Origin of the sequence: Dyella mobilis (genome assembly GCF_016904945.1) — a bacterium.
Lineage (GTDB): Bacteria > Pseudomonadota > Gammaproteobacteria > Xanthomonadales > Rhodanobacteraceae > Dyella_B > Dyella_B mobilis.
Genome location: NZ_JADIKF010000040.1, coordinates 142,944 through 163,055 on the forward strand (window position 1 = coordinate 142,944; position 20,112 = coordinate 163,055).

The 20,112-nt window shown below is 63.2% G+C and carries 20 protein-coding genes; 4 read left to right on the forward strand and 16 right to left on the reverse strand.

Translation table 11 applies throughout. From position 1 onward, the window contains the following. Positions 1-6: 6 nt before the first annotated feature. On the reverse strand, positions 7-444 hold the full coding sequence (locus ISS99_RS16695; RefSeq protein WP_204632767.1) for a universal stress protein: 438 nt from the start codon (positions 442-444) through the stop codon (positions 7-9). 340 nt (positions 445-784) lie between these two features. Between ISS99_RS16695 and ISS99_RS16700 the strand changes: the two genes are divergently transcribed. Then, on the forward strand, positions 785-1,654 hold the full coding sequence (locus ISS99_RS16700) for an NAD-dependent protein deacetylase (protein WP_204632768.1): 870 nt from the start codon (positions 785-787) through the stop codon (positions 1,652-1,654). On the opposite strand, the gene tadA is transcribed toward ISS99_RS16700, so the two are convergent. The 3 genes from tadA to ISS99_RS16715 all read right to left on the reverse strand — a co-directional run bounded on the left by tadA (position 1,622) and on the right by ISS99_RS16715 (position 3,887). Beyond that, positions 1,622-2,116, reverse strand: coding sequence for a tRNA adenosine(34) deaminase TadA (gene tadA / locus ISS99_RS16705; RefSeq protein ID WP_204632769.1), 495 nt, complete (start codon positions 2,114-2,116; stop codon positions 1,622-1,624). The two genes, ISS99_RS16700 and tadA, sit on opposite strands and share 33 nt — an antisense overlap. Positions 2,117-2,289: 173 nt before the next feature. Beyond that, entirely contained in the window at positions 2,290-3,093 is an 804-nt protein-coding gene (locus ISS99_RS16710) for a DUF2182 domain-containing protein (RefSeq protein ID WP_239538131.1), read from the reverse strand. 17 nt (positions 3,094-3,110) lie between these two features. Beyond that, positions 3,111-3,887, reverse strand: coding sequence for a DUF899 domain-containing protein (locus tag ISS99_RS16715; protein WP_204632771.1), 777 nt, complete (start codon positions 3,885-3,887; stop codon positions 3,111-3,113). 121 nt (positions 3,888-4,008) lie between these two features. On the opposite strand from ISS99_RS16715, the gene ISS99_RS16720 reads away from it, so the two are divergent. Next, a complete protein-coding gene (locus tag ISS99_RS16720) occupies positions 4,009-5,229 on the forward strand; it encodes a helix-turn-helix domain-containing protein (protein ID WP_204632772.1) in 1,221 nt (406 codons plus the stop codon). A gap of 33 nt (positions 5,230-5,262) precedes the next feature. Further along, positions 5,263-5,901 carry a Vgb family protein gene (locus ISS99_RS16725; RefSeq protein WP_204632773.1) on the forward strand — a complete coding sequence of 213 codons (639 nt, stop codon included), beginning with the start codon at positions 5,263-5,265 and terminating at the stop codon, positions 5,899-5,901. Here ISS99_RS16725 and ISS99_RS16730 read toward each other — a convergent pair. The 5 genes from ISS99_RS16730 to folD form a co-directional block, all read right to left on the reverse strand. Further along, positions 5,896-7,338 (reverse strand): type II toxin-antitoxin system HipA family toxin, encoded by a 1,443-nt coding sequence (locus ISS99_RS16730; RefSeq protein WP_338081589.1) that lies wholly within the window; start codon positions 7,336-7,338, stop codon positions 5,896-5,898. The two genes, ISS99_RS16725 and ISS99_RS16730, sit on opposite strands and share 6 nt — an antisense overlap. Further along, positions 7,238-7,498, reverse strand: a complete 261-nt coding sequence (locus ISS99_RS16735) for a helix-turn-helix domain-containing protein (RefSeq protein WP_204632774.1) — start codon at positions 7,496-7,498, stop codon at positions 7,238-7,240. The genes ISS99_RS16730 and ISS99_RS16735 overlap by 101 nt, the downstream gene beginning before the upstream one ends. A gap of 163 nt (positions 7,499-7,661) precedes the next feature. After that, entirely contained in the window at positions 7,662-9,245 is a 1,584-nt protein-coding gene (gene guaA, locus ISS99_RS16740; protein WP_204632775.1) for a glutamine-hydrolyzing GMP synthase, read from the reverse strand. A gap of 128 nt (positions 9,246-9,373) precedes the next feature. After that, on the reverse strand, positions 9,374-10,831 hold the full coding sequence (gene guaB / locus ISS99_RS16745) for an IMP dehydrogenase (protein ID WP_204632776.1): 1,458 nt from the start codon (positions 10,829-10,831) through the stop codon (positions 9,374-9,376). Between the two features lie 212 nt (positions 10,832-11,043). Beyond that, positions 11,044-11,898: a bifunctional methylenetetrahydrofolate dehydrogenase/methenyltetrahydrofolate cyclohydrolase FolD gene (gene folD, locus ISS99_RS16750; protein ID WP_204632777.1), complete on the reverse strand. Its 855-nt coding sequence runs from the start codon at positions 11,896-11,898 to the stop codon at positions 11,044-11,046. A gap of 69 nt (positions 11,899-11,967) precedes the next feature. On the opposite strand from folD, the gene ISS99_RS16755 reads away from it, so the two are divergent. After that, positions 11,968-12,534 (forward strand): GNAT family N-acetyltransferase, encoded by a 567-nt coding sequence (locus tag ISS99_RS16755; RefSeq protein WP_204632778.1) that lies wholly within the window; start codon positions 11,968-11,970, stop codon positions 12,532-12,534. On the opposite strand, the gene moeB is transcribed toward ISS99_RS16755, so the two are convergent. The 7 genes from moeB to rlmN all read right to left on the reverse strand — a co-directional run bounded on the left by moeB (position 12,531) and on the right by rlmN (position 20,111). Beyond that, a complete protein-coding gene (gene moeB, locus ISS99_RS16760; protein WP_204632779.1) occupies positions 12,531-13,703 on the reverse strand; it encodes a molybdopterin-synthase adenylyltransferase MoeB in 1,173 nt (390 codons plus the stop codon). The genes ISS99_RS16755 and moeB overlap by 4 nt on opposite strands. A gap of 59 nt (positions 13,704-13,762) precedes the next feature. After that, positions 13,763-15,160 (reverse strand): ribosome biogenesis GTPase Der, encoded by a 1,398-nt coding sequence (gene der, locus ISS99_RS16765; RefSeq protein WP_204632780.1) that lies wholly within the window; start codon positions 15,158-15,160, stop codon positions 13,763-13,765. Between the two features lie 17 nt (positions 15,161-15,177). Continuing rightward, the gene (gene bamB / locus ISS99_RS16770; protein WP_204632781.1) at positions 15,178-16,377 is read right to left on the reverse strand and encodes an outer membrane protein assembly factor BamB; all 1,200 of its coding nucleotides are present in this window, start codon (positions 16,375-16,377) and stop codon (positions 15,178-15,180) included. Continuing rightward, positions 16,374-17,024: a YfgM family protein gene (locus ISS99_RS16775; RefSeq protein ID WP_204632782.1), complete on the reverse strand. Its 651-nt coding sequence runs from the start codon at positions 17,022-17,024 to the stop codon at positions 16,374-16,376. The genes bamB and ISS99_RS16775 overlap by 4 nt, the downstream gene beginning before the upstream one ends. Positions 17,025-17,180: 156 nt before the next feature. Further along, a complete protein-coding gene (locus ISS99_RS16780; protein ID WP_204632783.1) occupies positions 17,181-18,212 on the reverse strand; it encodes a helix-turn-helix domain-containing protein in 1,032 nt (343 codons plus the stop codon). Further along, positions 18,209-19,003, reverse strand: coding sequence for a type IV pilus biogenesis/stability protein PilW (gene pilW / locus ISS99_RS16785; RefSeq protein WP_204632784.1), 795 nt, complete (start codon positions 19,001-19,003; stop codon positions 18,209-18,211). Before pilW ends, ISS99_RS16780 begins: the two co-directional genes overlap by 4 nt. Then, positions 18,993-20,111, reverse strand: coding sequence for a dual-specificity RNA methyltransferase RlmN (gene rlmN, locus ISS99_RS16790; RefSeq protein WP_204632785.1), 1,119 nt, complete (start codon positions 20,109-20,111; stop codon positions 18,993-18,995). Before rlmN ends, pilW begins: the two co-directional genes overlap by 11 nt. Position 20,112: the final 1 nt, after the last annotated feature.

The window sequence follows — 20,112 nt, forward strand, 5'->3', positions numbered from 1 at the left end:
ACGCGCTCAATGACACACGAGCACGGGCACGTCGCAGCAGCTCAGCACCCGGTTCGTTTCGCTGCCCAGGAACATCCGGTCGAGCGTGGCGTAACCATGCGTGCTCATGACGATCAGATCGCAATGCTGCTGCTTGGCAGCGCCAATGATGGCCACGTACGGACGCCGGTCAAACGCGTAGCCGGCATCCGCCTCCACTCCGGCTGTGCTGGCCATGGCCCGGATGTCGTCCAGGTGCGCCTGAGCCCGGGCAATGGCCTTGTTCGTGTAGGAGTCTTCCATATGCCGGATCACGTCGGCGAAATAGGCGACCGCGGCGAGCGGGGTCAGCACGTGAAACGCGTAAATGCGCGCCTCCATCTTCCGTGCCAGCGCGATACCGATTTCCGCTGCATGCAAGGCATAGTCGGAACCGTCGGTGGGTATCAGTATGTGCGAGAACATGATGCCTCCAGAGGTCCGCAAACCCATTCGAACGCACCGCACTCACTCAGTCACAGGTCCGTGGCGGGCGCGAAAACCTGAGTTCGCGCTGCCGGATCTGCTGCAATTTTACACCCGAGGCAGGTCGAACCGCAGGTACCGCGTGCCGGAGCGGTGTGTCCTGAGGGGGCGGCTTTGGCAGGGTCCGTCCAAACCTTGTCCAACCGCGATTCCGGCACCACATAGCACGATGTCTCCGGCCGTTCCGCAGGTAGTCGGGCGGGGCATGCCTTGCATTTCAACGCCGCCGAGCGGAGCCGCGCCGCCGGCAGGCAAACCCGTCGGCAAGAGGTGAATCGTGGTGCTTGACCAAGCGACTACTCCAGATGCGAACAGTGAAACACTGCAGGATTTCATAAATCGCCATCGCCGCCTGTTCGTGCTGACCGGAGCCGGTTGCAGCACCGACTCGGGCATCCCCGATTACCGCGATACCGACGGTAGCTGGAAACGCGCACAGCCGGTGACCTACCAAGCCTTCATGGGCGAAGAACACATCCGCAAGCGCTACTGGGCGCGCAGCCTGGTGGGTTGGCGCCGCTTTGGCCTTGCACAACCCAACGATACCCACCATGCCCTGGCACAACTGGAGCGGCACGGCAGGATGCAGTTGTTGCTCACCCAGAACGTGGACGGCCTGCATCAGCGCGCCGGCAGCCAGCAGGTGGTGGACATGCACGGCCGCCTGGATACCGTGCGCTGCATGGGCTGCGAGCGGCGCTCGCCGCGCCAGGCATTGCAGGAGGAACTGTTGCGGCTCAATCCTGCATGGGGTCGGCTTGATGCCGCCGATGCTCCGGACGGCGATGCCGATCTGGAAGGCCACGATTTTGCAACATTTGCCGTTCCGCCCTGCCCGCATTGCGGGGGCTTGCTGAAGCCCGACGTGGTGTTCTTCGGCGAAAACGTGCCGCGCGAACGGGTAGCCCATGCCATGCACGCACTGGAAGCGGCCGATGCCATGCTGGTGGTGGGATCGTCGCTGATGGTGTTTTCGGGCTATCGCTTCGCGCATGCGGCGGCGAAGGCCGGCAAACCGATCGCCGCGGTCAACCTGGGGCGCACACGCGCCGATCCGCTGCTGAGCTTGAAGATTGAGCAACCCTGCGCGCAGGCGCTGGCGTTCCTGCGCGGCACCTCAGCGACGGGCGCGGAAGAACTCGCGCAGTAGCACCGACGATTCCTCCGCCAGCAAACCGCCCTGCACCTGGATGCGATGGTTGTGCTTGTCGGAAATCAACGTATCGAACACGCTGCCGGCGGCACCGGTCTTCGGATCGGTAGTGCCGTAGACGACACGCCCGATGCGTGCATGCACCAACGCCATGGCGCACATCGCGCAAGGCTCCAGCGCCACGTACAGCGTCGCGCCGACGATGCGATAGTTGGCCAGCTTTTCCCCCGCCGCACGCAGCGCCATGATTTCGGCATGCGCCGTGGGATCGTGCAAGGTGATGTTGCGGTTCCAGCCCAGGCCGACGATCTGGTCGTCCTGCACCAGTACCGCGCCCACCGGCACTTCGTTTTCCGCATCGCGGGCATGCGCAGCCAATTGCAGGGCCCGTCGCATGTACGCCTCGTCTTCGGCACTGAATACAGGCAAGGTTGTGGTGCTGTTCGGATCGTCAGCCATGTCGGCGGTCTGGGTGGCTCTGCCTGAAAGTCGGCGGCATGAAGAAAGATGCGAAAAACGCGGCGGGCTCGAATACCTTCTGCTCGCCGCCGCCTTTGCATCATGATAACAGGCTGAATTCTAGCCTATTATCAGCCGGCGAATGCCCCGGCGTGGGCCTGAGGAAGCATTTGCTATGCGAGTCCGGCAATGACCGCCCGTATCGTCAAGAACAGCCCTGCACAGATCATCGCGGCGCCGATGACGCGCGCCATCCGATCACCACCCGATGCGAGACGCTCCAACGTGATGGCAGCCGTCACCACCGCCATCGCGCGTAGATCCATGACTCCGGAGATCAGCAGTACGGCGGTCAATCCAGCGCAGCAATGCACACAATGAATGCCGAGGCTCATGCCGTATCGCCACGCCGTGCCGACACGTGCCGGAAGACGGCGGCAGCACGCCGACCCGGCGCGGCAGCACGCAAGGTGCCGCGCCTTCCAAAGTGTGAATTGCAGGCCGCCGCCGACCAGCATCGCCATCCCCGTCGCCGCCGGAGTCAGGCGAGCCAGCGCAGGATGCTGCATCTCCAGGGCCATCAGCACAGCACCGATCGGGAAAATCGCCGCACCCAGCAACGCCCACACCAGGAAATATCCTGCACCGGCGATCACACTCAAGTACGTGGCCGTTGTCGCGAGGGAACCGGCCACAGCGGCGCGATAGCGCCACAGCATCGGCACCAGTGATGGCAGCATCATCGCTATCATCATGGCGGTCCACATACCGACGAAAGACGCCGTGGCGGCGAACCAGGTTTCTCCCGGCAGGCGCATCCACGTCATCGACATGCTCCAGCCGCCGGGCATCGGCATCTCGTCCATCGACGACATGGGTGCGCCCCAAACGATCGTCATCGCTGCGCTGGAAACAAAGAGCAACGCAAAGACGGCAAAGAAGGCCTGGCTGGAAACACGTTGGGATAGCCGTGACATGGCGCGCTCCAGGTGGTTCAAGGTTTGTCGTATCGATCGTGATGCCGCCACCAGACACCGGTTTCGTTGCGTCCCTTCGGCGCGCGGTCCAGCCATTGGTAGGAACCCCACAGCACGTCGAGACCACGGGAAAACGTGGAATACGTGTGATAGATGACGCCGTCTTCGAGCACGAAAGCACTCATGCCTGGGCGGTCGCGATGATAGGTCGGCTGATCGACGCCGCTCATCGCCGCCATCTGCGCACCCGGACCTTCTTCGCGCGCTCCCTCGACGCAACACGATGCACGTGCAGGCTCGCGCCGATAGTTGTATTCGACGCTGCCGCCGTGCGCCTGCTCATCGGTAAACCACACACCGAAATCACTGTTGAAATCGCTGGCGGACGACGAAGCCCAGGGAAAACTCCAGCCCATGCGCTTCTCGTACGCTTGCAGCGTCGGCAGTGGTGCTCGCGAAACGGCCCACAGCATGACGTCGTGATGGGGCAGATGCGCGGCGAACCCGTTGAAGCCGTCGGCAATCATGGAACAGGAGGCGCAACCCGCCTCGTAGTCAGGCCCGTACATGAAGTGATACACGAGCAGCTGCGAACGGCCTTGAAAAAGATCGGCCAGCCCGACACGACCGTGCTCGGTATCGAAAGCGTAGGCCTTTTCCACCCGTACCCACGGCAGCGCTTGCCGTTGCCGGGCCAGCGCATCGCTCTGGCGAGTCAGCGCTTTTTCCGCCTGGAGCAGTTCGATTCTCGCGGCCAGCCAGTCTTCGCGTGTTCCGGTGCTATGCGTAGTCATTGCCTTTTCTCCCATGGGTGCGACGTTCGGCTCGCCCCGTTTCGACAGTTAGTGGGTGGTGCTGGGTTAGATTAGGTACCGGGCACGCAACGGTGGGAGTGACAAATGTGGCGGGATTCCGATGGATTCGTTGATCACGGCCGCGGCACGCTCGCTCGCCGCGGGTGACCCGCTCGGCGCGCTGAAGCGGGTGGCGTTGCGCGACGACGCCCCTGCCCTTGCGCTGCGCGGCATTGCCATGGCCCAGCTTGGCGACCTGGTGCGCGCCCGCACCTTGCTGCGCAGCGCCGCGCGCGCATTTGGCGCAAAGGAATCGCTTGCTCGGGCGCGCTGCGTGGTGGCCGAGGCGGAGGTGGCACTCGTTTCGCGCGACCTTGGCTGGTCCGCGAAATCGCTCGATGCGGCGCGAACCACGCTGGAACAACACGGTGACCGGGTCAACGCCGCACATGCGCGTTACCTCGAAGCGCGGCGCCTGCTTTTGATCGGCCATCTGGATGAGGCCGAAATGACGCTGAGCGAACTGAACCCTGCCGCCCAGCCTCCCGCCTTGCAGGCTTCCCACGAACTGGTGCTGGCCGGCATCGCGATGCGCCGCCTGCGAATAAAGACCGCGCGCGCCGCATTGGAACGCGCCACCAAGGCCGCCCTGGCCGCGCGCATTCCCGCACTCGCCGCAGAAGTCGAAAGCGCCACACAGGTGCTGTTGGCGCCAGCTGCAAGACTGCTCGATCGCGGACAACGGCGCGAGGTATCGCTGGAGGACGTCGAAGCTTTGCAGGCGTCGGGAAAACTGATCGTCGATGCCTGCCGCTATCTCGTGCGCGACGCGCAAAACACCGCGGAGCTCGTCACCCGCCCAGTATTGTTTGCACTGGTGCGTGCGTTAGGCGAAGCATGGCCCGCCGATGTACCCAGAGACGAACTGATCACCCGCGCATTCGGCACGACGTTTATCGACGAATCGCATCGCGCCCGCTTGCGCGTGGAGATCGGCAGGCTGCGCCGCATACTGCACTCGTTGGCCGATATCGTAGCGACCAAGCGAGGGTTTACCCTGGCGCCTCACTGCGCACGCGAAGTAGTGGTGCTGACACGGCCGATGGAAGACCAGCACGCCGGCGTGCTCGCCTTTCTTGCCGACGGCGAAGCATGGGCGAGCTCTGCGCTGGCATTGGCACTCGGCACCAGCCAGCGCAGCGTGCAGCGCGCACTCGATGCCTTGGCCGAAGCAGGCAAAGTGCAGTCGTTTGGCCACGGCAGATCGCGCCGCTGGATGACGCCGCCCGTACCGGGATTCGCGACGACCTTGTTACTCCCTGCACCACTGCCGGATGACTAAGATGACCGCGTCCCCCCATACCAGGGTATCCACGTGAAACACTCAACCGCTGAAATCCTGCGGGAATACGGCCCATTTCCCGGCGTCGACAAAATCGGCGGCGTCAGCTTCGACGGCGAACGCGTCTGGTTTGCCGCAGGCGAAACACTGCAAGCCTTCGATCCCGCCAATGGAAGCAGCGTGCGCTCGATCCAGGTGCCCGCGCACGCGGGAACGGCTTTTGACGGTAAGCATCTGTACCAGCTCGCCGACGAGCAGATCCGCAAAATCGACCCGAACACCGGCCAGGTGCTGGCCACCATTCCGGCACCCGCGGGCGGCGGCTCCGGCATGGCCTGGGCGGAAGGCTCGCTATGGGTGGGCCAGTACCGCAACCGCAAGATCCATCAGGTCGACCCGGACACCGGCGCCATCCTGCGCACCATCGAATCAAACCGCTTCGTCACCGGCGTCACCTGGGTGGAAGGCGAGCTGTGGCACGCCACCTGGGAGGACGAGCAAAGCGAGATCAGGCGCATCGATCCGCACAACGGCGAGGTGCTGGAGCGCCTGGAGATGCCCACTGGCACGTTTGTGTCGGGGCTGGAATCCGATGGCGGAGAGCGATTCTTTTGCGGAGGCGGTGGCAGCGGCAAGGTGCGGGTAGTACGGCGGCCTCCTCGTACTTCATGAACCCGCCGCCTCAAGCGCACCGGCGGCCTGCGCTAGGCCGCCAAGAATAGTTTCGGCGACAACCTGAGAGAAATTCTGCGGCAGATCAGCATGAACCTCGGCGATGACTGCCGGCGTGCGCGCCAGAATCTCTTCGATGATCGGCTCAGCGGTTGGTGCGTAGCCGACCTGCTGCGCCGTGCTGTTGAAATGCCGGCGCTGAATGCGCTGCATGGCGTAGTGCCTGTTCTTGCCTAGCAAGGCCATCGCCAGTTTAATGTCGTGGGACGACCACTGCCGCGGCCCGTTACCCAACACGGGGTAGGCCGACATCACGTCATACAAGCGGGTTAACTGGAAACGACCGCGCGGCAGCAACTGGATACTGAAGTTCTTGGCATGTCCGTCTGGTGCACGCAGGAGCCAGAACAAAACCTGTGCGGCCATCAACGTCTTCATATCCGCCTCGGCGTTGACCGAGTGCCGTAGCGTAGCGAACAGGGCCTTGAGCCCCGGTCCACCTTCGTTCTCATATTTGCGCAGCGGCGAGCAAGCTTCTACCTGGCAGAAATCCTCCTGTGGCAGTCGCATGATCCATTGTCCATTGGGTGCGACACGCCGGTCGAAGCGCTCAACAACCAGCACCCGCTGCTTGCCGAAGCTTTCGATACTGGCATCGGCAACGCCAAACCCGTAGGCCTTCAACAGCCGCAGACACAGCCATTCGTTATCAACCGAGGTGGTGAAATCTGCCTGCCGTCCACCCACCAAACCGAGAGGAAGCTTGAAGATGTGACTGGTGGGCGTCGCCCCATGAGGCACGCACCATTTTCCCTCCCAACGCAGGAAAGCGGTTTTTTCCTGGGCACCCGCTAGCGAAATACGAAAATCAGCGTACGGATCCCCGTTAGGTGCGAAGGCACGCGGCGATGTGGCTTCAATCAGATGCCGTTCGATGCCCTCCTCGGATAGGACCGTTCCTTCGATACGGTCGAACCCTTCCGGCGCCTCGTCCTCATCCAATATCTGCACCGCACCCACGCAATCGCGACCGATGGCCTTGAGGAGATCGAAAGGATCAGTCGAACCCGTCTTGAAGCGCTCAGCCGCACGCCTGCGAATCGCTTCGCTGTCAGGCAGGAGATTGTCGAAATAGTTGGCGACCTTCTCACCCTTCAAAGGCAGGTTCTGCAGGTTGAAAGGCAGTGACAGAGAAAGGGGGCGGCCGACGTCGGCGCTCACCCAGTCCGCGTCGTAGTGCAAAGCCATCTCCCCGCGCGCGGGTATAGTCCATCGACCCACGCGTATACCGTTGGTCCAGATGGAAAGACTGCGGCTATGCGATTTGCGGCCCACGTCACCAGTCCGTTTGCACGCTGGACGAATGGTTGCCGGAGCGCGGACCGATAGCGAGTTCCAAGCCGAGCGCGGAGCACCAGGCCAACAGTTGCTCCACACTCAACTCGTGCGCATTCATTTCCAAATGTGACACCCGCGACTGGCTCAAGCCAATGCGGCCCGCCAAGGCCGCCTGAGTAAGCCCCTGAGCCTTGCGGGCGGCCTGCAGCATCAATGCAAGTTGCGGTGCGGTGACCAGGACCTGGGATGGCAAGGCCATATCAAAATACCTGAAATCCGAATAAACGAATAATATTCGAATACAAGATATACGTCAAATATTCGAATTTCAGATATTTAGCAAACCCGAGGAGCGGCTCGATGAAAGGCGAGCGTAAACCGGTAGTTTTTGACAGCTGGCGTTGGCCCTGGATGACCCTATTTCACTCCCACTCGATCGTCGCCGGCGGCTTGCCACTTATGTCATAAACGACACGAGAAACACCGCGCAACTCATTGATAACTCTATTTGAAACTCTGCCTAGGAAATCATACGGCAAGTGCGCCCAATGGGCAGTCATGAAATCGATGGTCTCGACCGCACGCAGCGCAATCACCCATTCGTAGGCGCGCGCGTCGCCCACCACGCCCACCGATTTCACCGGCAGGAACACCGCAAAGGCCTGGCTGACGGAATCGTAGAGATCGGCCTTGCGCAGCTCTTCGATGAAGATCGCATCGGCGCGGGCCAGGAGTTCGGCGTATTCGCGCTTCACTTCGCCCAGGATGCGCACACCCAGGCCGGGACCCGGGAACGGGTGGCGGTAGACCATCTCGCGCGGCAGGCCGAGTTCCACACCGATGCGGCGCACTTCGTCCTTGAACAGTTCGCGCAGGGGTTCGACCAGCTTGAGCTTCATGTGCTCCGGCAGGCCGCCGACGTTGTGGTGGCTCTTGATGACGTGCGCCTTGCCGGTCTTGCTGCCGGCCGACTCGATCACGTCAGGATAGATGGTGCCCTGGGCCAGCCACTTCACCTGGCCGTGGCCGGCTGCGGTGACCTTGGTGGATTCTTCGTCGAAGATCTCCACGAACAGGCGGCCGATGATCTTGCGCTTGGCCTCCGGATCGGCCACGCCTTCCAGCGCCTTGAAGTAGCGCTCGGCGGCGTTGACGCGAATCACCTTCACGCCCATGTGCTCGGCCATGGTGGCCATCACCTGGTCGCCTTCCTGCCAGCGCAGCAGGCCGGTGTCGACGAACACGCAGGTGAGCTGGTCGCCGATCGCACGGTGCAGCAGCGCGGCGACGACAGAGGAATCCACGCCACCGGAAAGACCAAGCAGCACGTGATCCTGGCCGACCTGCTCGCGCACGCGGGCGATCTGGTCGTCGATGATGTGCGCGGCGGTCCACAGCGTCTGGCAGCCGCAGATATCCGCCACGAAACGCTTGAGCAAGGCATTGCCCTGCTTGGTATGCGTTACTTCCGGATGGAACTGTACGCCGTACCAGCGCTTGGCCTCGTTGGACATGGCCGCCACCGGAATACGGTCGGTGACGCCGGTAACGGTGAAGCCCGGCGGCGCCTTGGCGACGTGATCGCCATGGCTCATCCACACGTCCAGCGAGTGGCTGGCATCGTGATCGCTAAGGCCGGCGAACAAGGCATCCGAGGTAATGATTTGGACGCGCGCATGCCCGAACTCGCGTGCATCGGCCGCTTCGGTGGCGCCGCCCAGTTGCGCGGCCAGCGTCTGCATGCCGTAGCAGATGCCCAGAATCGGCAAACCCGAATCGAATACTTCCTGCGGCGCCTTCGGCGCACCGTGCAACGTGGTCGACTCCGGGCCGCCCGACAGGATGATGCCCTTGGCGCCGAATGCGGCGATCTCGGCCGGGTTGTGGTCCCAGGCCCAGATTTCGCAGTAGACGCCGATCTCGCGAATGCGCCGCGCGATCAGCTGCGTGTACTGCGCGCCGAAGTCGAGGATGAGAATCTTGTCGCTATGGATGTTGGTGGTCATAGAGCCGGGAATCGGGAATGGGAAGTCGGGAATCGGAAAAGCAAAAGCTCTGATCTTTTCAGGTCTGGAAACGAAACCGGGAATCGTTATTGACGATTCCCGATTCGCTATGCTCCATTCCCGGCCCTTCAGGAATTCAGCCGATAATTCGGCGCTTCCTTGGTGATCTGGATATCGTGCGGATGCGCTTCGGTCACACCGGCCGAGGTCACCTTGACGAACTGCGCCTTGTTGCGCACGTCTTCAATGGTGGCCGCACCGAGGTAACCCATCGAGGCGCGCAGGCCGCCGATCAGCTGGTGAATGATGTTGCGCAGCGGACCGCGGTACGGCACGCGACCTTCGATGCCTTCGGGCACCAGCTTGTCGGCGTCGGCTTCGTCCTGGAAGTAGCGATCCTTGGAACCCAAGGCCATCGCACCCAGCGAGCCCATGCCGCGGTAGCTCTTGTAGGAGCGTCCCTGGAACAGCTCCACCTCACCTGGGGATTCTTCAGTGCCGGCAAACATGGAACCGAGCATCACGGTGGATGCGCCGGCAGCCAATGCCTTGGGGATATCGCCCGAATAACGGATGCCACCGTCGGCGATCAGCGGGATCTCGTCCTTCAGCGCCGTTGCCACCATGTCGATCGCCGTGATCTGCGGTACGCCTACGCCTGCCACCACGCGCGTGGTGCAGATCGAACCGGGGCCTACGCCAACCTTTACCGCGTCCACGCCGGCGTGAAGCAATGCACGCGCGGCTTCGCCGGTAACGATGTTGCCGGCGATCACCTGCACTTGCGGGTAGTGCTTCTTCACCCATGCGGCGCGCTCGATCACACCTTGCGAATGGCCGTGCGCCGTATCGACCACGATCACGTCCACGCCGGCAGCGACCAGCGCTTCCACGCGTTGCTCGGTGTCGCCGCCCACGCCGACTGCCGCACCAACCACCAGGCGCTCGTGTGCGTCCTTGGCGGCGTTAGGATTGTCGCGAGCTTTCTGGATGTCCTTCACGGTGATCAGGCCGCGCAACTGAAACGCGTCGTTCACCACCAGCACTTTTTCGATGCGGTTCTTGTGCAGCAGCTGCAGCACGTCGTCCTGGCTGGCGCCTTCGCGCACGGTGACCAGCTTGTCCTGGCGCGTCATGATGTTGCGCACCGGATCATCGTGCTTGCGCTCGAAGCGCAGATCGCGGCTGGTGACGATGCCGACCAGTTGCTCGCCTTCCACCACCGGCACGCCGGAGATGTTGTGCGCGCGGGTGAGCTTGAGCACGTCGCGGATCGAAGTGTGCGGACCGACCGTGATCGGGCTGCGAATGACGCCGGCTTCGAACTTCTTCACCAGGCGCACTTCGGCAGCCTGCTGCTCGGCGCTCATGTTCTTGTGGATGATGCCGATGCCGCCGTTCTGCGCCATGGTGATGGCAAGCCGGGCTTCGGTAACGGTGTCCATGGCGGCGGACACGATGGGGATATTCAGCCGGAGATTCCGCGTGAGTCGCGTGGAAGTGTCCACGTCGCGCGGGAGAACCTGGGAGTGGGCCGGGACGAGGTAGACATCGTCGTAGGTGAGGGCCTCGGCGAGGATACGCATGCGAAAAGTCTCGCTCCAAAGAGGAGATTATACGCGGGAGTGGGTTCCGATGCGAATTTGCTTTTCGCGTTCACCTCCTCTCCCCTCTGGGGAGAGGATTGAGGTGAGGGGTCGGGGCTTGCGCAAACGTTCATCGAAGTTCGCTTTGAACTGACTCCATCGCAAGCGTGTCCCATCACCCTGCCCTCTCCCCGGAGGGGAGAGGAAAAAACTCAAGCCTTGCGCGCCTCAGCGGCTTCCAGCGTATTTTCCATCAGGGTGGCCACGGTCATCGGGCCGACACCGCCGGGAACCGGCGTGATCCAGCTTGCACGCTGCGAGGCCACTTCGAAGTCGACATCGCCGACCAGCCGCCCGTCATCGAGACGGTTGATGCCAACATCCACCACCACCGCACCGGGCTTGATCCATTCACCCTTCACCAGGCCCGGCTTGCCGACGGCAACCACCAGAATGTCGGCCTGGCGCACGAAGTGCTCCAGATCGCGCGTGAAACGATGGCAACACGTGGTGGTGCAACCGGCAATCAGCAGTTCCAGGGCCAGCGGACGCCCCACGTGATTGGAGACGCCGACCACCACCGCGTGCTGGCCGCGTACGGGACGATCGGTGTGGCCCAGCAGGGTCATCACACCTTTGGGGGTGCACGGCCGCAGGCCAAAGCGGCGCAGCGCCAGGCGGCCGACATTGACGGCCTGGAAACCGTCCACGTCCTTGCCCGGATCGATGCGATCGACCAGCGCATCCTCGTTGATGTGTTCGGGCAATGGCGACTGCACCAGAATGCCGTGCACCGCCGGGTCGGCGTTGAGCCGGTCGATCAGCGCAAACAGTTCTTCCTGGGTGGTGCTGGATGGCAGGTCATAGTCGAAGGACCGAAACCCTACCTGGTGGCAGGCCTTGCGCTTGTTGCGCACATAGACCGAAGAGGCGGCATCGTCCCCTACCAGCACCACGGCCAGGCCGGGCTCGACCCTGCCCTGTGCCTTGCGTTCGCTCACGCGTTTGCCGATGCGCTCCAGCAATTCCTGGGCGATGCGTTTACCGTCGAGGATACGTGCGCTCATGGTGTTTTCCTGTCCCGCCAAACGCGACATTATCCCGACTCCAACCTGAGCACACAAACCTTGCCGCCCATGCCGCTTACCCACCGTTCCGAGTCGAAGCATCTAGATGCCCCGCCTTTATCCTTGCGCCCATGGCATGACGATGACGTGCCGGCCCTGCACGAAGCGGTGCGGGAATCACTGGACAGCCTGGGACGCTGGCTGTCTTGGTGTACGGCCGGCTACGATCTGGACGCCGCACGCGCGCGCGTCACCCATTGTGTACAGAGCTGGGAAACGGGTGAGCGCTATGCGTTCGCCGTCTTCGACGCGCGCCATCGACTGGTCGGCGGCGTGGGGCTCAACCAGATCGACGAGCGCGATCTGCGCGCCAACCTGGGGTATTGGATACGCAGCTCCGCCACCGGCAACGGCTACGCGGCGCGAGCCGGTCGCGCGGCCGCGGCATTCGGCTTCGAAACACTGGCTTTGCGCCGCATTGAAATCGTCGCCGCGGTCAACAACCTCGCCAGCCAGCGCTGCGCCGAGCTGATCGGCGCCAGGCGCGAAGGTATTGCCCGCCAGCGCATATGCACGCAGGGGCTGTCGCACGACGCCGTCATCTATGGATTGATTCCCAGCGATCTCGCCGGCTAGCCGGCGGCTGCGCACCACTGTGCGATGTCTTCGTAGCCGCTGAAGGTTGCCTGCGGCCCGCAGCCGGGACATGCCGGATCGCGCGGCAGCCGCGTCTGGCGAAAGTGCATGCCCAGCGCATCGAAGGACAGCAGTCGGCCGATCAACGGCTCGCCAATGCCCAGTATCAACTTCAAGGCTTCGGTGGCCTGCAAGAGACCCACCATGCCCGGCAAGACACCCAGCACGCCGGCCTCGCTGCAATTGGGCGCATCGGCGGCATCGGGCGGCTCGGGAAACAGGCAGCGGTAACACGGCGAATCGGCACGCCGGGGATCGAACACGCTGACCTGCCCGGTAAAACGTTCCACCGCGCCGTAGACCATCGGCACATTCAAGCGGCGGGTTGCGGCAGCGAGCAGATAACGCGCAGGGAAATTGTCGGCGCCGTCGATCACCAGGTCGTGTCCGCTCAACAGACTTTCGACGTTGTCGGCGCGCAAACGCTCTTGGCGCAACTCTATGCGGATGCGCGGATTGAGTGCCGCCAGCGTGATGCGTGCCGATTCGGTCTTGGGCATGCCCACACGCGCATCGGCGTGAATCACTTGGCGATGCAGGTTCGAGCGCTCGACGCGATCGTCGTCGATCAACGTAAGCTGCCCCACTCCCGCCGCCGCCAGATAAAGCGCTGCCGGCGCACCCAGGCCGCCAGCGCCGAGCAACGCCACCTTGGCCTGGCCGAGCTTGAGCTGGCCGGCCTCGCCCACCTGCGGCAGGCGCAACTGTCGTGCGTAGCGTTCGGCGGCATCGGCATCGAGACTGCTGCCCGCACTCACTGGCAGGCCTTCGGTCTTCCATCGCTCGAAGCCGCCGGCAACGGAAGCGACGTTGCGATAGCCCATGCGCTGCAGAGCCTCGGCGGCCAGCAACGAGCGGCGGCCGCTGGCGCACACGGCAAGGATCGCGCGCTCGCGATCGGGCTCATTGTCTTCGATGCGCAATTCAAGAAATCCGCGCGACAAACCCAAAGCGCCGGCCGGCGAACCGGCGGCACGCTCGCTGTCTTCGCGCACGTCAATCAGCAGGGCACCCTGGGCCTGCCGGGTGAACGCTTCGGCAGGTGAAATTTCCGGCACGCGCCGACGCAGGTCGGCCAGCCAGGAATCGCGATCGAGGGGGCTGTTCATGCAACGTAGTGTAGCTCGCCGCAGCTGGCGTCAAGCCAGCTTGCATCAACGAGCCGTGGTCACTTGCGGCGCTTCATCTCGCGGATCATGCGTTGGCGCTTGCGCTGTTGCGCTTCGGTCAACACGTTCTTCTTGCCGGCGTAGGGGTTTTCGCCATCACGGAAATCGATGCGGATCGGCGTGCCTTCCAGCTTGTAGCGCTGGCGGAAAAAGTTTTCCAGGTAGCGCCGATAGGCCGGGGCAATGTGCTTGGTGCGGCTGCCGTGGATCACGATGGTAGGCGGATTGCTGCCCCCCGGATGCGCGAAGCGCAGCTTGGGCGCATGACCGCGCACCAGCGGCGGCTGGTAGCCCTCATAGGCACGCTCGAGCGTACGTGTGAGATCCGAGGAGCCCAGTTCGCGAGTAGCCGCGGTGTGTGCGCGCACGATGGCACGCATCAGCTCGCGCAGGCCCGAACCATGCAAGGCGGAAATGAACACCTGCTTGGCCCAGTCCACGAACACCAGGCGGCGTTCCAGCGCACGCTGGCATTGCTCGCGCTGGTACGTATCCATGCCATCCCACTTGTTGATGGCGATCACCAGCGCCCTGCCCTCGTCCAACACGTGACCGATGAGCGTGAGATCCTGGTCGGACAGGTTTTCGCGTGCGTCGATCATCACCACCACGACCTGCGCGGCGGCCATCGACTGCAGCGTCTTGATGACGCTGAATTTCTCGACGGCTTCTTCCACGCGCGCCTTGCGCCGCACGCCTGCCGTATCGATCAATGTATAGCGCTTGCCGTCGCGCTCCAGCGGAACGCGGATCGGATCGCGCGTGGTGCCGGCGACATCGGAAACGATCAGCCGATCCTCGCCAAGCAGGCGGTTGATCAGGGTCGATTTGCCGGCGTTGGGGCGACCGACGATGGCGACGCGGATACCTTGGTCGCCCTCGGGGCCCAGCTCTTCGTGCGCATCTTCAGGCAGCAGCGGCAGGACGGCGGCAATCAGCTCTTCCGTACCGCGATTGTGGGCGGCGGAAAGCGGCAGGGTGCGGCTGATGCCGAAGACGGTGAATTCGGCCAGAGCGTCCTGCAGATCCAGGCCATCGGTCTTGTTGACCGCGACGATGATCGGCTTGCCGCTGCGTCGCAGCTCGTCGAGGATGCTGCGATCCTGCGGCAGCAGGCCGTCGCGCGCATCGACCACGAACACCAGCACCTGCGCCTCGTCGATGGCGAGACGCACCTGCTGGGCGGTCAGCGCATCCAGCCCTTCGTCGACACCTGACAAGCCGCCGGTATCGACCACCACGAAGGGGCGTTCGCCGGTACGGCAAACGCCATAGTGACGGTCGCGAGTGACGCCTGGCATGTCGGCTACCAGAGCGTCACGGCTACGCGTCATTGCATTGAAAAGGGTCGATTTACCGACGTTGGGACGACCGACCAGGGCGATGACGGGCAGCACGAAGCATGATTCCAGAGTTACTTGGCGCCGAGGCGATAAGCAGCGAGGTGACCCTGCACGTCTTCGACGTACACCAGGTCGCCCGCCACCACCGGTTGCGCGCGGATGGCCTTCTTGGACAGGCGTTCGCGCGCAGCCAACGCACCGTCACCGGTCTGCAGCCAATGCACGTAGCCTTCGATATCGCCGACCACCACGTAATCGCCCTGCACGGCCGGAGCCGTGACCCAGCGATACTTGAGGTTGGCGTTCTTCCAGCCGTCGGCGCCGCTGCTCTTGTCGAACGCCCAGACTTGCGAGTCGGTGTCCGCGCCGAACAGGTTGTTGCCGCTGGCGGCCAAGGATGTATAGGTGGAGAACGGACGCGCCCACAGCGGGCGACCGCTGGGACCATCAATGGCGCTGAGATTGCCGTGATAGGCAGCGGCATACAGGGTGCTGCCGTCGAGCAGAACGGCGCCATCGGCGTCATTCATGCGTTCGATGTCGGTGCGGCCTTCGCCGGTAGCGAGCTTCTGTTCCCACAGCTTTTCGCCATTATCCAGTCGCAGCGCAACCAATTTGCCGTCGTCGCTACCGAAGAACACCACACCGTTGGCCACCAGCAGCGGACCGTTTCCGCGCAAGCTGAGCAGCGGCACGTTGCCCTGGTCGTTCACCCAGCGACGCTCACCGGTGTTGCTGTCCAGACCGTACACGCGGTCATCCTGCGTGCGCACGACGGTCAGGTCGCCGGCGACGACCGGAGAATCGATGACTTCTGCCGGCAAAGTGCTGACCCAGCGCTGGCTGCCGTCTTTCACGTTCAGGCCGTAGACGTGGCCGTCCAGGGTACCGATGACCAGCAGGTCGCCCGAAACCGCCGGGCCGCCGGAATAGAAAGCGTCCTTGCGGTCCTTGTCGCCCCAGCCGAACCAGCCGTGGGTACGCGACTTGTTCACCCAGATGGACTTGCCGGTTGCCGCATCGTAGGCGCCGACCACACCGTCGGTGCTGGCGGCGTAGACGACGTTGCCGACCACGGTCGGCTCCATGCGCACGCCGCTGACGCCGGCGCCGTGACCGACGCGGGTGTTCCACACGCGCGTCACCTGCACCGTGGGCTTGAAGTTCTTATCCAGCGGGGTGGGCGGCTGGATGTTTTCTTTCTTGAAGGAATGACAGCCCGCCAGGGCCACCAGCGAAGCGGTCAATACGATCAGCCCAAAACGTTTCATGCACCCTGCTTCCCGGCCGTGGCCAGATCGTCGATTTTCAATTGCACTTCATTGCCCTGCTGCGCATTCGGGCCCATGGCCTTCACGGCGGCCTGATAGGCCTTGAGGGCATCGTCGCGCCGTCCAAGCTTGACCAGCGCATCGCCGCGTAGTTCCTGGCTCACGACGGCGTAGCTGTCGGCCGGCATGCGATCCAAGGCACTCAGCGTGGCCTGGGCATCGCCCTTGGCCAATTGCACGTGCGCCATACGCAGATCCACCAGCGCTTTCAACTCCGGGCTGGTCGCGTGCTGTTCTGCCCACGACAGCGAGTCCAGCGCCTTGTCGTATTGCTTGGCTTCGGTCTGACGGCGGGCGCGATCGCTGACGGCAAACATGGCATACGGCGTGTCGGCGTAATCGTTCATCAACTGCTGGATCAGCACGTCACTGGCATTGGCGTTGCCGGTGTCGATCACTGTTTGCAATTGCTGGTAAAGGCCCGAAGCGGCCAATTGATGTTCCGTGCGGTGACCGCGCCATTTCTGGTACCCGAAAATGGCGATCAGTCCGATAACCACGCCTACGACGATCGACAGGCCGTTCTCTCGCAGCCATTTTTGTACGCGTTCGCTCTGTTCGTGGTCGTCGTATGCATCAAATGCCATGCAGTCACCGTGTCGCTAGAGACGCCATCAGGCGCCAGAAAGGGTGTTCTTGGAGCCGCCGCGTTCCGGCGGCAGACGGCATTGCCCGCCCATCGGGCGGACAATGCGCAAGCATAACCGATCGAGGATGATCGATGGGGCTAACGCCCCGCCTCTTCAGGCTCCCGCGGGGGCAGCCTTGCCATCCTGAATGTCGACGCGGAAGTGCGCCACGTTGGCGCGGCGGTAAGGATCCAGCGTCACCGGCTGGCCATCCAGGCTGACCTGTGCCCCGGTGGCGTTGCCAATGCGCACTTCCAGCGGCTGGTCGCTGTGATAGGTCTTGGCGGTGCCCGCGGGCAGCAGGCCGTATTCGAGCCGCGAACCATCTTTGCCAACCACTTCGACCCAACTGCTGTTGGGCAGATCGAGCGTAAGGCTGTGGCTGCCGCTTCCCACCGTGGCAGGCTGGGCCGCATTGCCGGTTGCCGGTGCAATGCTGGTATCGCTATCCAGATTCGGCACCGGCACCATCGACGCCAGCAACGGCTGCTCGGCGGTGCGTAGCGCCGACGAAGCAGAAGCGGGAGCTGGCGAAGTCGCCTGAGCCAACGCGCTGGCCGGCAATTTCGCCGCCACGCTACCCGATGACGCCGGTTGCGGCGGCGCATCTTGCTGGGCAACCGGAGCCGCATCGAGCGGCGCCAGATGGCTCATGTCGTGCGAGAGCGTTCCACGCATGCCGAGCCAAACGATCGGCACGGCAATGACCAGGGTCAACACCACATACGTAGCGGCAGTGGCGTAGCGATCCAGCAGGTAGCGCGAATGCGAGATGCCGCCGGTTGCCACCAGAGGCGGCTGGCTTGGCCTCAGGCGGGCAACGGCCGCTTCGGCTTCGGCGTCGTCGATCTCCAGATAGCTCGCGTACTTGCGGATGTAGCCACCGATATAAACCTGGTAGTCGATACCATCGAACTCGTTGTTCTCGAGCTGACGTAGCACGCGCACCGGCAGACGCAGGGCGTGGCCGCAAGTCTCCAGGTCCAGGCCACGCGCTTCGCGCACGGCACGCAGGCGCGAACCAAAACCAGGAGCTTCGTTGAAGCGGAATTCGGCAGCGTTCTGATCCATGTTCGCTGCGGTCGCGGCGGGGACATCGGAGGCTTGCTGCTCCTGTCCGGCCGGATTGGACTGCTCGGAAATCATGGGCGTGCGGTTTGATTGAGGGCCTGCGCCTGTTCCGAATCCGGGAACTGGCTGAGTAGCCGTTTACTGTAATTTTGGGCCGCTTCCGTATTGCCCAGGCGAGTTTCTATGTCGTAGCCAAGCTTCAGCGAATCGGCGCTGGTCTGCCCCTGCATGTCGAAACGCTGCAGGAACGCACTGGCGTCGAGATAACGCTGTTCGAGGTAGAGCAGATTGGTCAGCTGCAGCAACGCCGATGCATTGCTCGGGTTGCGGTGCACCGCCTCGCGCAGACTGGCTTCGGCAGCCACGCGATCGTTGAGCTTCAGTTGGCAGATACCCTGATTGGTAAGCGCCACGTCCGGCGTCTGGTAGAACGGGTCGGCCAGTGCCTTGGTGAAGTACGTCAGCGACTCCTGCACCTTGCCCGCGCGACACAGGAATTGGCCAAGATTGTTGTTGGTGTCGCCCTTTTTCGGCTGCAATTCGACCGCCCGGCGGTAATGCATTTCCGCGTTGGGCAGGTCGTTGATGCGCTCGTAGATGTACGCCATCACGGTCTGCGCGGGGACATAGGTCGGATCGTCCTTGACAGCGATCTTCACCTTGTCCAGCGCTCCGCCGAGATTGCCGATATCGATGTAATGCTGCGCAAGGCGCGTATGCACGTCGGCCGCATTCTGTGCTTTCTCCGCCTTGGTTTCAGGCGGCAGCCCGGGGTCCCTCGGCGGCGGCGGGATGTTCGCGCCACGGTGACATCCGGCCAAAACGAGCGTCAGGCAGAATCCGGCCAAGACACGATCACGCCGCATGAGCTGCATCCTCAGCCAGTCGTTTCTGGAATTCGGCCTGACGGCGCGTGCGATCGAGCACCTGCCCCTTCAATTGACCGCAGGCGGCATCGATATCGTCACCGCGGGTGCGGCGCAACATGGTCAGGATGTTCGCGTTGAGCAATTGCGTCTGGAAAGCGCGGATCACGTCCGCTTCCGAGCGCTCGAAGCGCGTGCCCGGGAACGGATTGAACGGAATCAGATTGACCTTGCAGGTCGGCAGGCGGCGCATGAACTTGATCAACTGGCGCGCGTGCTCGGGCTGGTCGTTCACGCCCTTCATCAGCGTGTATTCGAAGGTAATGGACGTGCGCGGCTTGCGCGCGATCCAGCGCTGGCAGGCAGCGGTGAGCTCGGCGAGCGGATAACGCTTGTTGAGCGGCACCAGTTCGGTGCGAAGCTCATCGTTCGCAGCGTGCAGCGACACGGCCAGCGACACGTCGATGGATTCGGAGAGCTTGTCGATCATCGGCACCAGGCCGGCCGTCGACAGGGTCACGCGCTTGGAAGCCAGGCCGAAGCCGAGATCGTCGCGCATCAGGCTCATGGCCTTTACGACGTTGTCGAAGTTCAGCAGCGGCTCGCCCATGCCCATCATCACCACGTTGGTGATGCGGCGGTTCTGGTGCGTGACGTTGCCGAGGTATTTGGCGGCGACCCACATCTGGCCGATGATTTCCGACGTGGCCAGATTGCGGTTGAAGCCCTGGGTGGCGGTGGAACAGAACTGGCAGTTCAAACCGCAACCCACCTGCGAGGACACGCACAACGTGCCGCGTGTGGGCTCGGGGATATACACCGCTTCGACGGCGTTGCCGCCGTCCATGCCGAGCAGCCACTTGTGCGTGCCGTCGGCGGCGCCCTTGTCGAACATCGTCTTGGGCGGGCCGATGTAGCACGCGGCTTCGAGCTTGGCGCGCAGCGCCTTGCCCACGTCGGTCATGTTTTCGAAGTTGTCTTCCAGGTGGTGGTAGATCCACTTCATCACCTGCTCGGCGCGATACGGCTTCTCGCCGAGCTGCGCGAAGAAGTCGCGCAGCCCTTGGCGATCGAAGTCGAGCAGATTGACTTTTTCCACCTGATTCACG

Coding starts and splice junctions, on each gene's coding strand:
- ISS99_RS16695 (WP_204632767.1), bottom strand. CDS start 444: ATGTTCTCGCACATACTGATACCCACCGACGGTTCCGACTATGCCTTG.
- tadA (WP_204632769.1), bottom strand. CDS start 2,116: ATGGCTGACGATCCGAACAGCACCACAACCTTGCCTGTATTCAGTGCC.
- ISS99_RS16710 (WP_239538131.1), bottom strand. CDS start 3,093: ATGTCACGGCTATCCCAACGTGTTTCCAGCCAGGCCTTCTTTGCCGTC.
- ISS99_RS16715 (WP_204632771.1), bottom strand. CDS start 3,887: ATGACTACGCATAGCACCGGAACACGCGAAGACTGGCTGGCCGCGAGA.
- ISS99_RS16720 (WP_204632772.1), top strand. CDS start 4,009: ATGGATTCGTTGATCACGGCCGCGGCACGCTCGCTCGCCGCGGGTGAC.
- ISS99_RS16735 (WP_204632774.1), bottom strand. CDS start 7,498: ATGGCCTTGCCATCCCAGGTCCTGGTCACCGCACCGCAACTTGCATTG.
- guaA (WP_204632775.1), bottom strand. CDS start 9,245: ATGACCACCAACATCCATAGCGACAAGATTCTCATCCTCGACTTCGGC.
- guaB (WP_204632776.1), bottom strand. CDS start 10,831: ATGCGTATCCTCGCCGAGGCCCTCACCTACGACGATGTCTACCTCGTC.
- folD (WP_204632777.1), bottom strand. CDS start 11,898: ATGAGCGCACGTATCCTCGACGGTAAACGCATCGCCCAGGAATTGCTG.
- ISS99_RS16755 (WP_204632778.1), top strand. CDS start 11,968: ATGCCGCTTACCCACCGTTCCGAGTCGAAGCATCTAGATGCCCCGCCT.
- moeB (WP_204632779.1), bottom strand. CDS start 13,703: ATGAACAGCCCCCTCGATCGCGATTCCTGGCTGGCCGACCTGCGTCGG.
- bamB (WP_204632781.1), bottom strand. CDS start 16,377: ATGAAACGTTTTGGGCTGATCGTATTGACCGCTTCGCTGGTGGCCCTG.
- ISS99_RS16775 (WP_204632782.1), bottom strand. CDS start 17,024: ATGGCATTTGATGCATACGACGACCACGAACAGAGCGAACGCGTACAA.
- ISS99_RS16780 (WP_204632783.1), bottom strand. CDS start 18,212: ATGATTTCCGAGCAGTCCAATCCGGCCGGACAGGAGCAGCAAGCCTCC.
- pilW (WP_204632784.1), bottom strand. CDS start 19,003: ATGCGGCGTGATCGTGTCTTGGCCGGATTCTGCCTGACGCTCGTTTTG.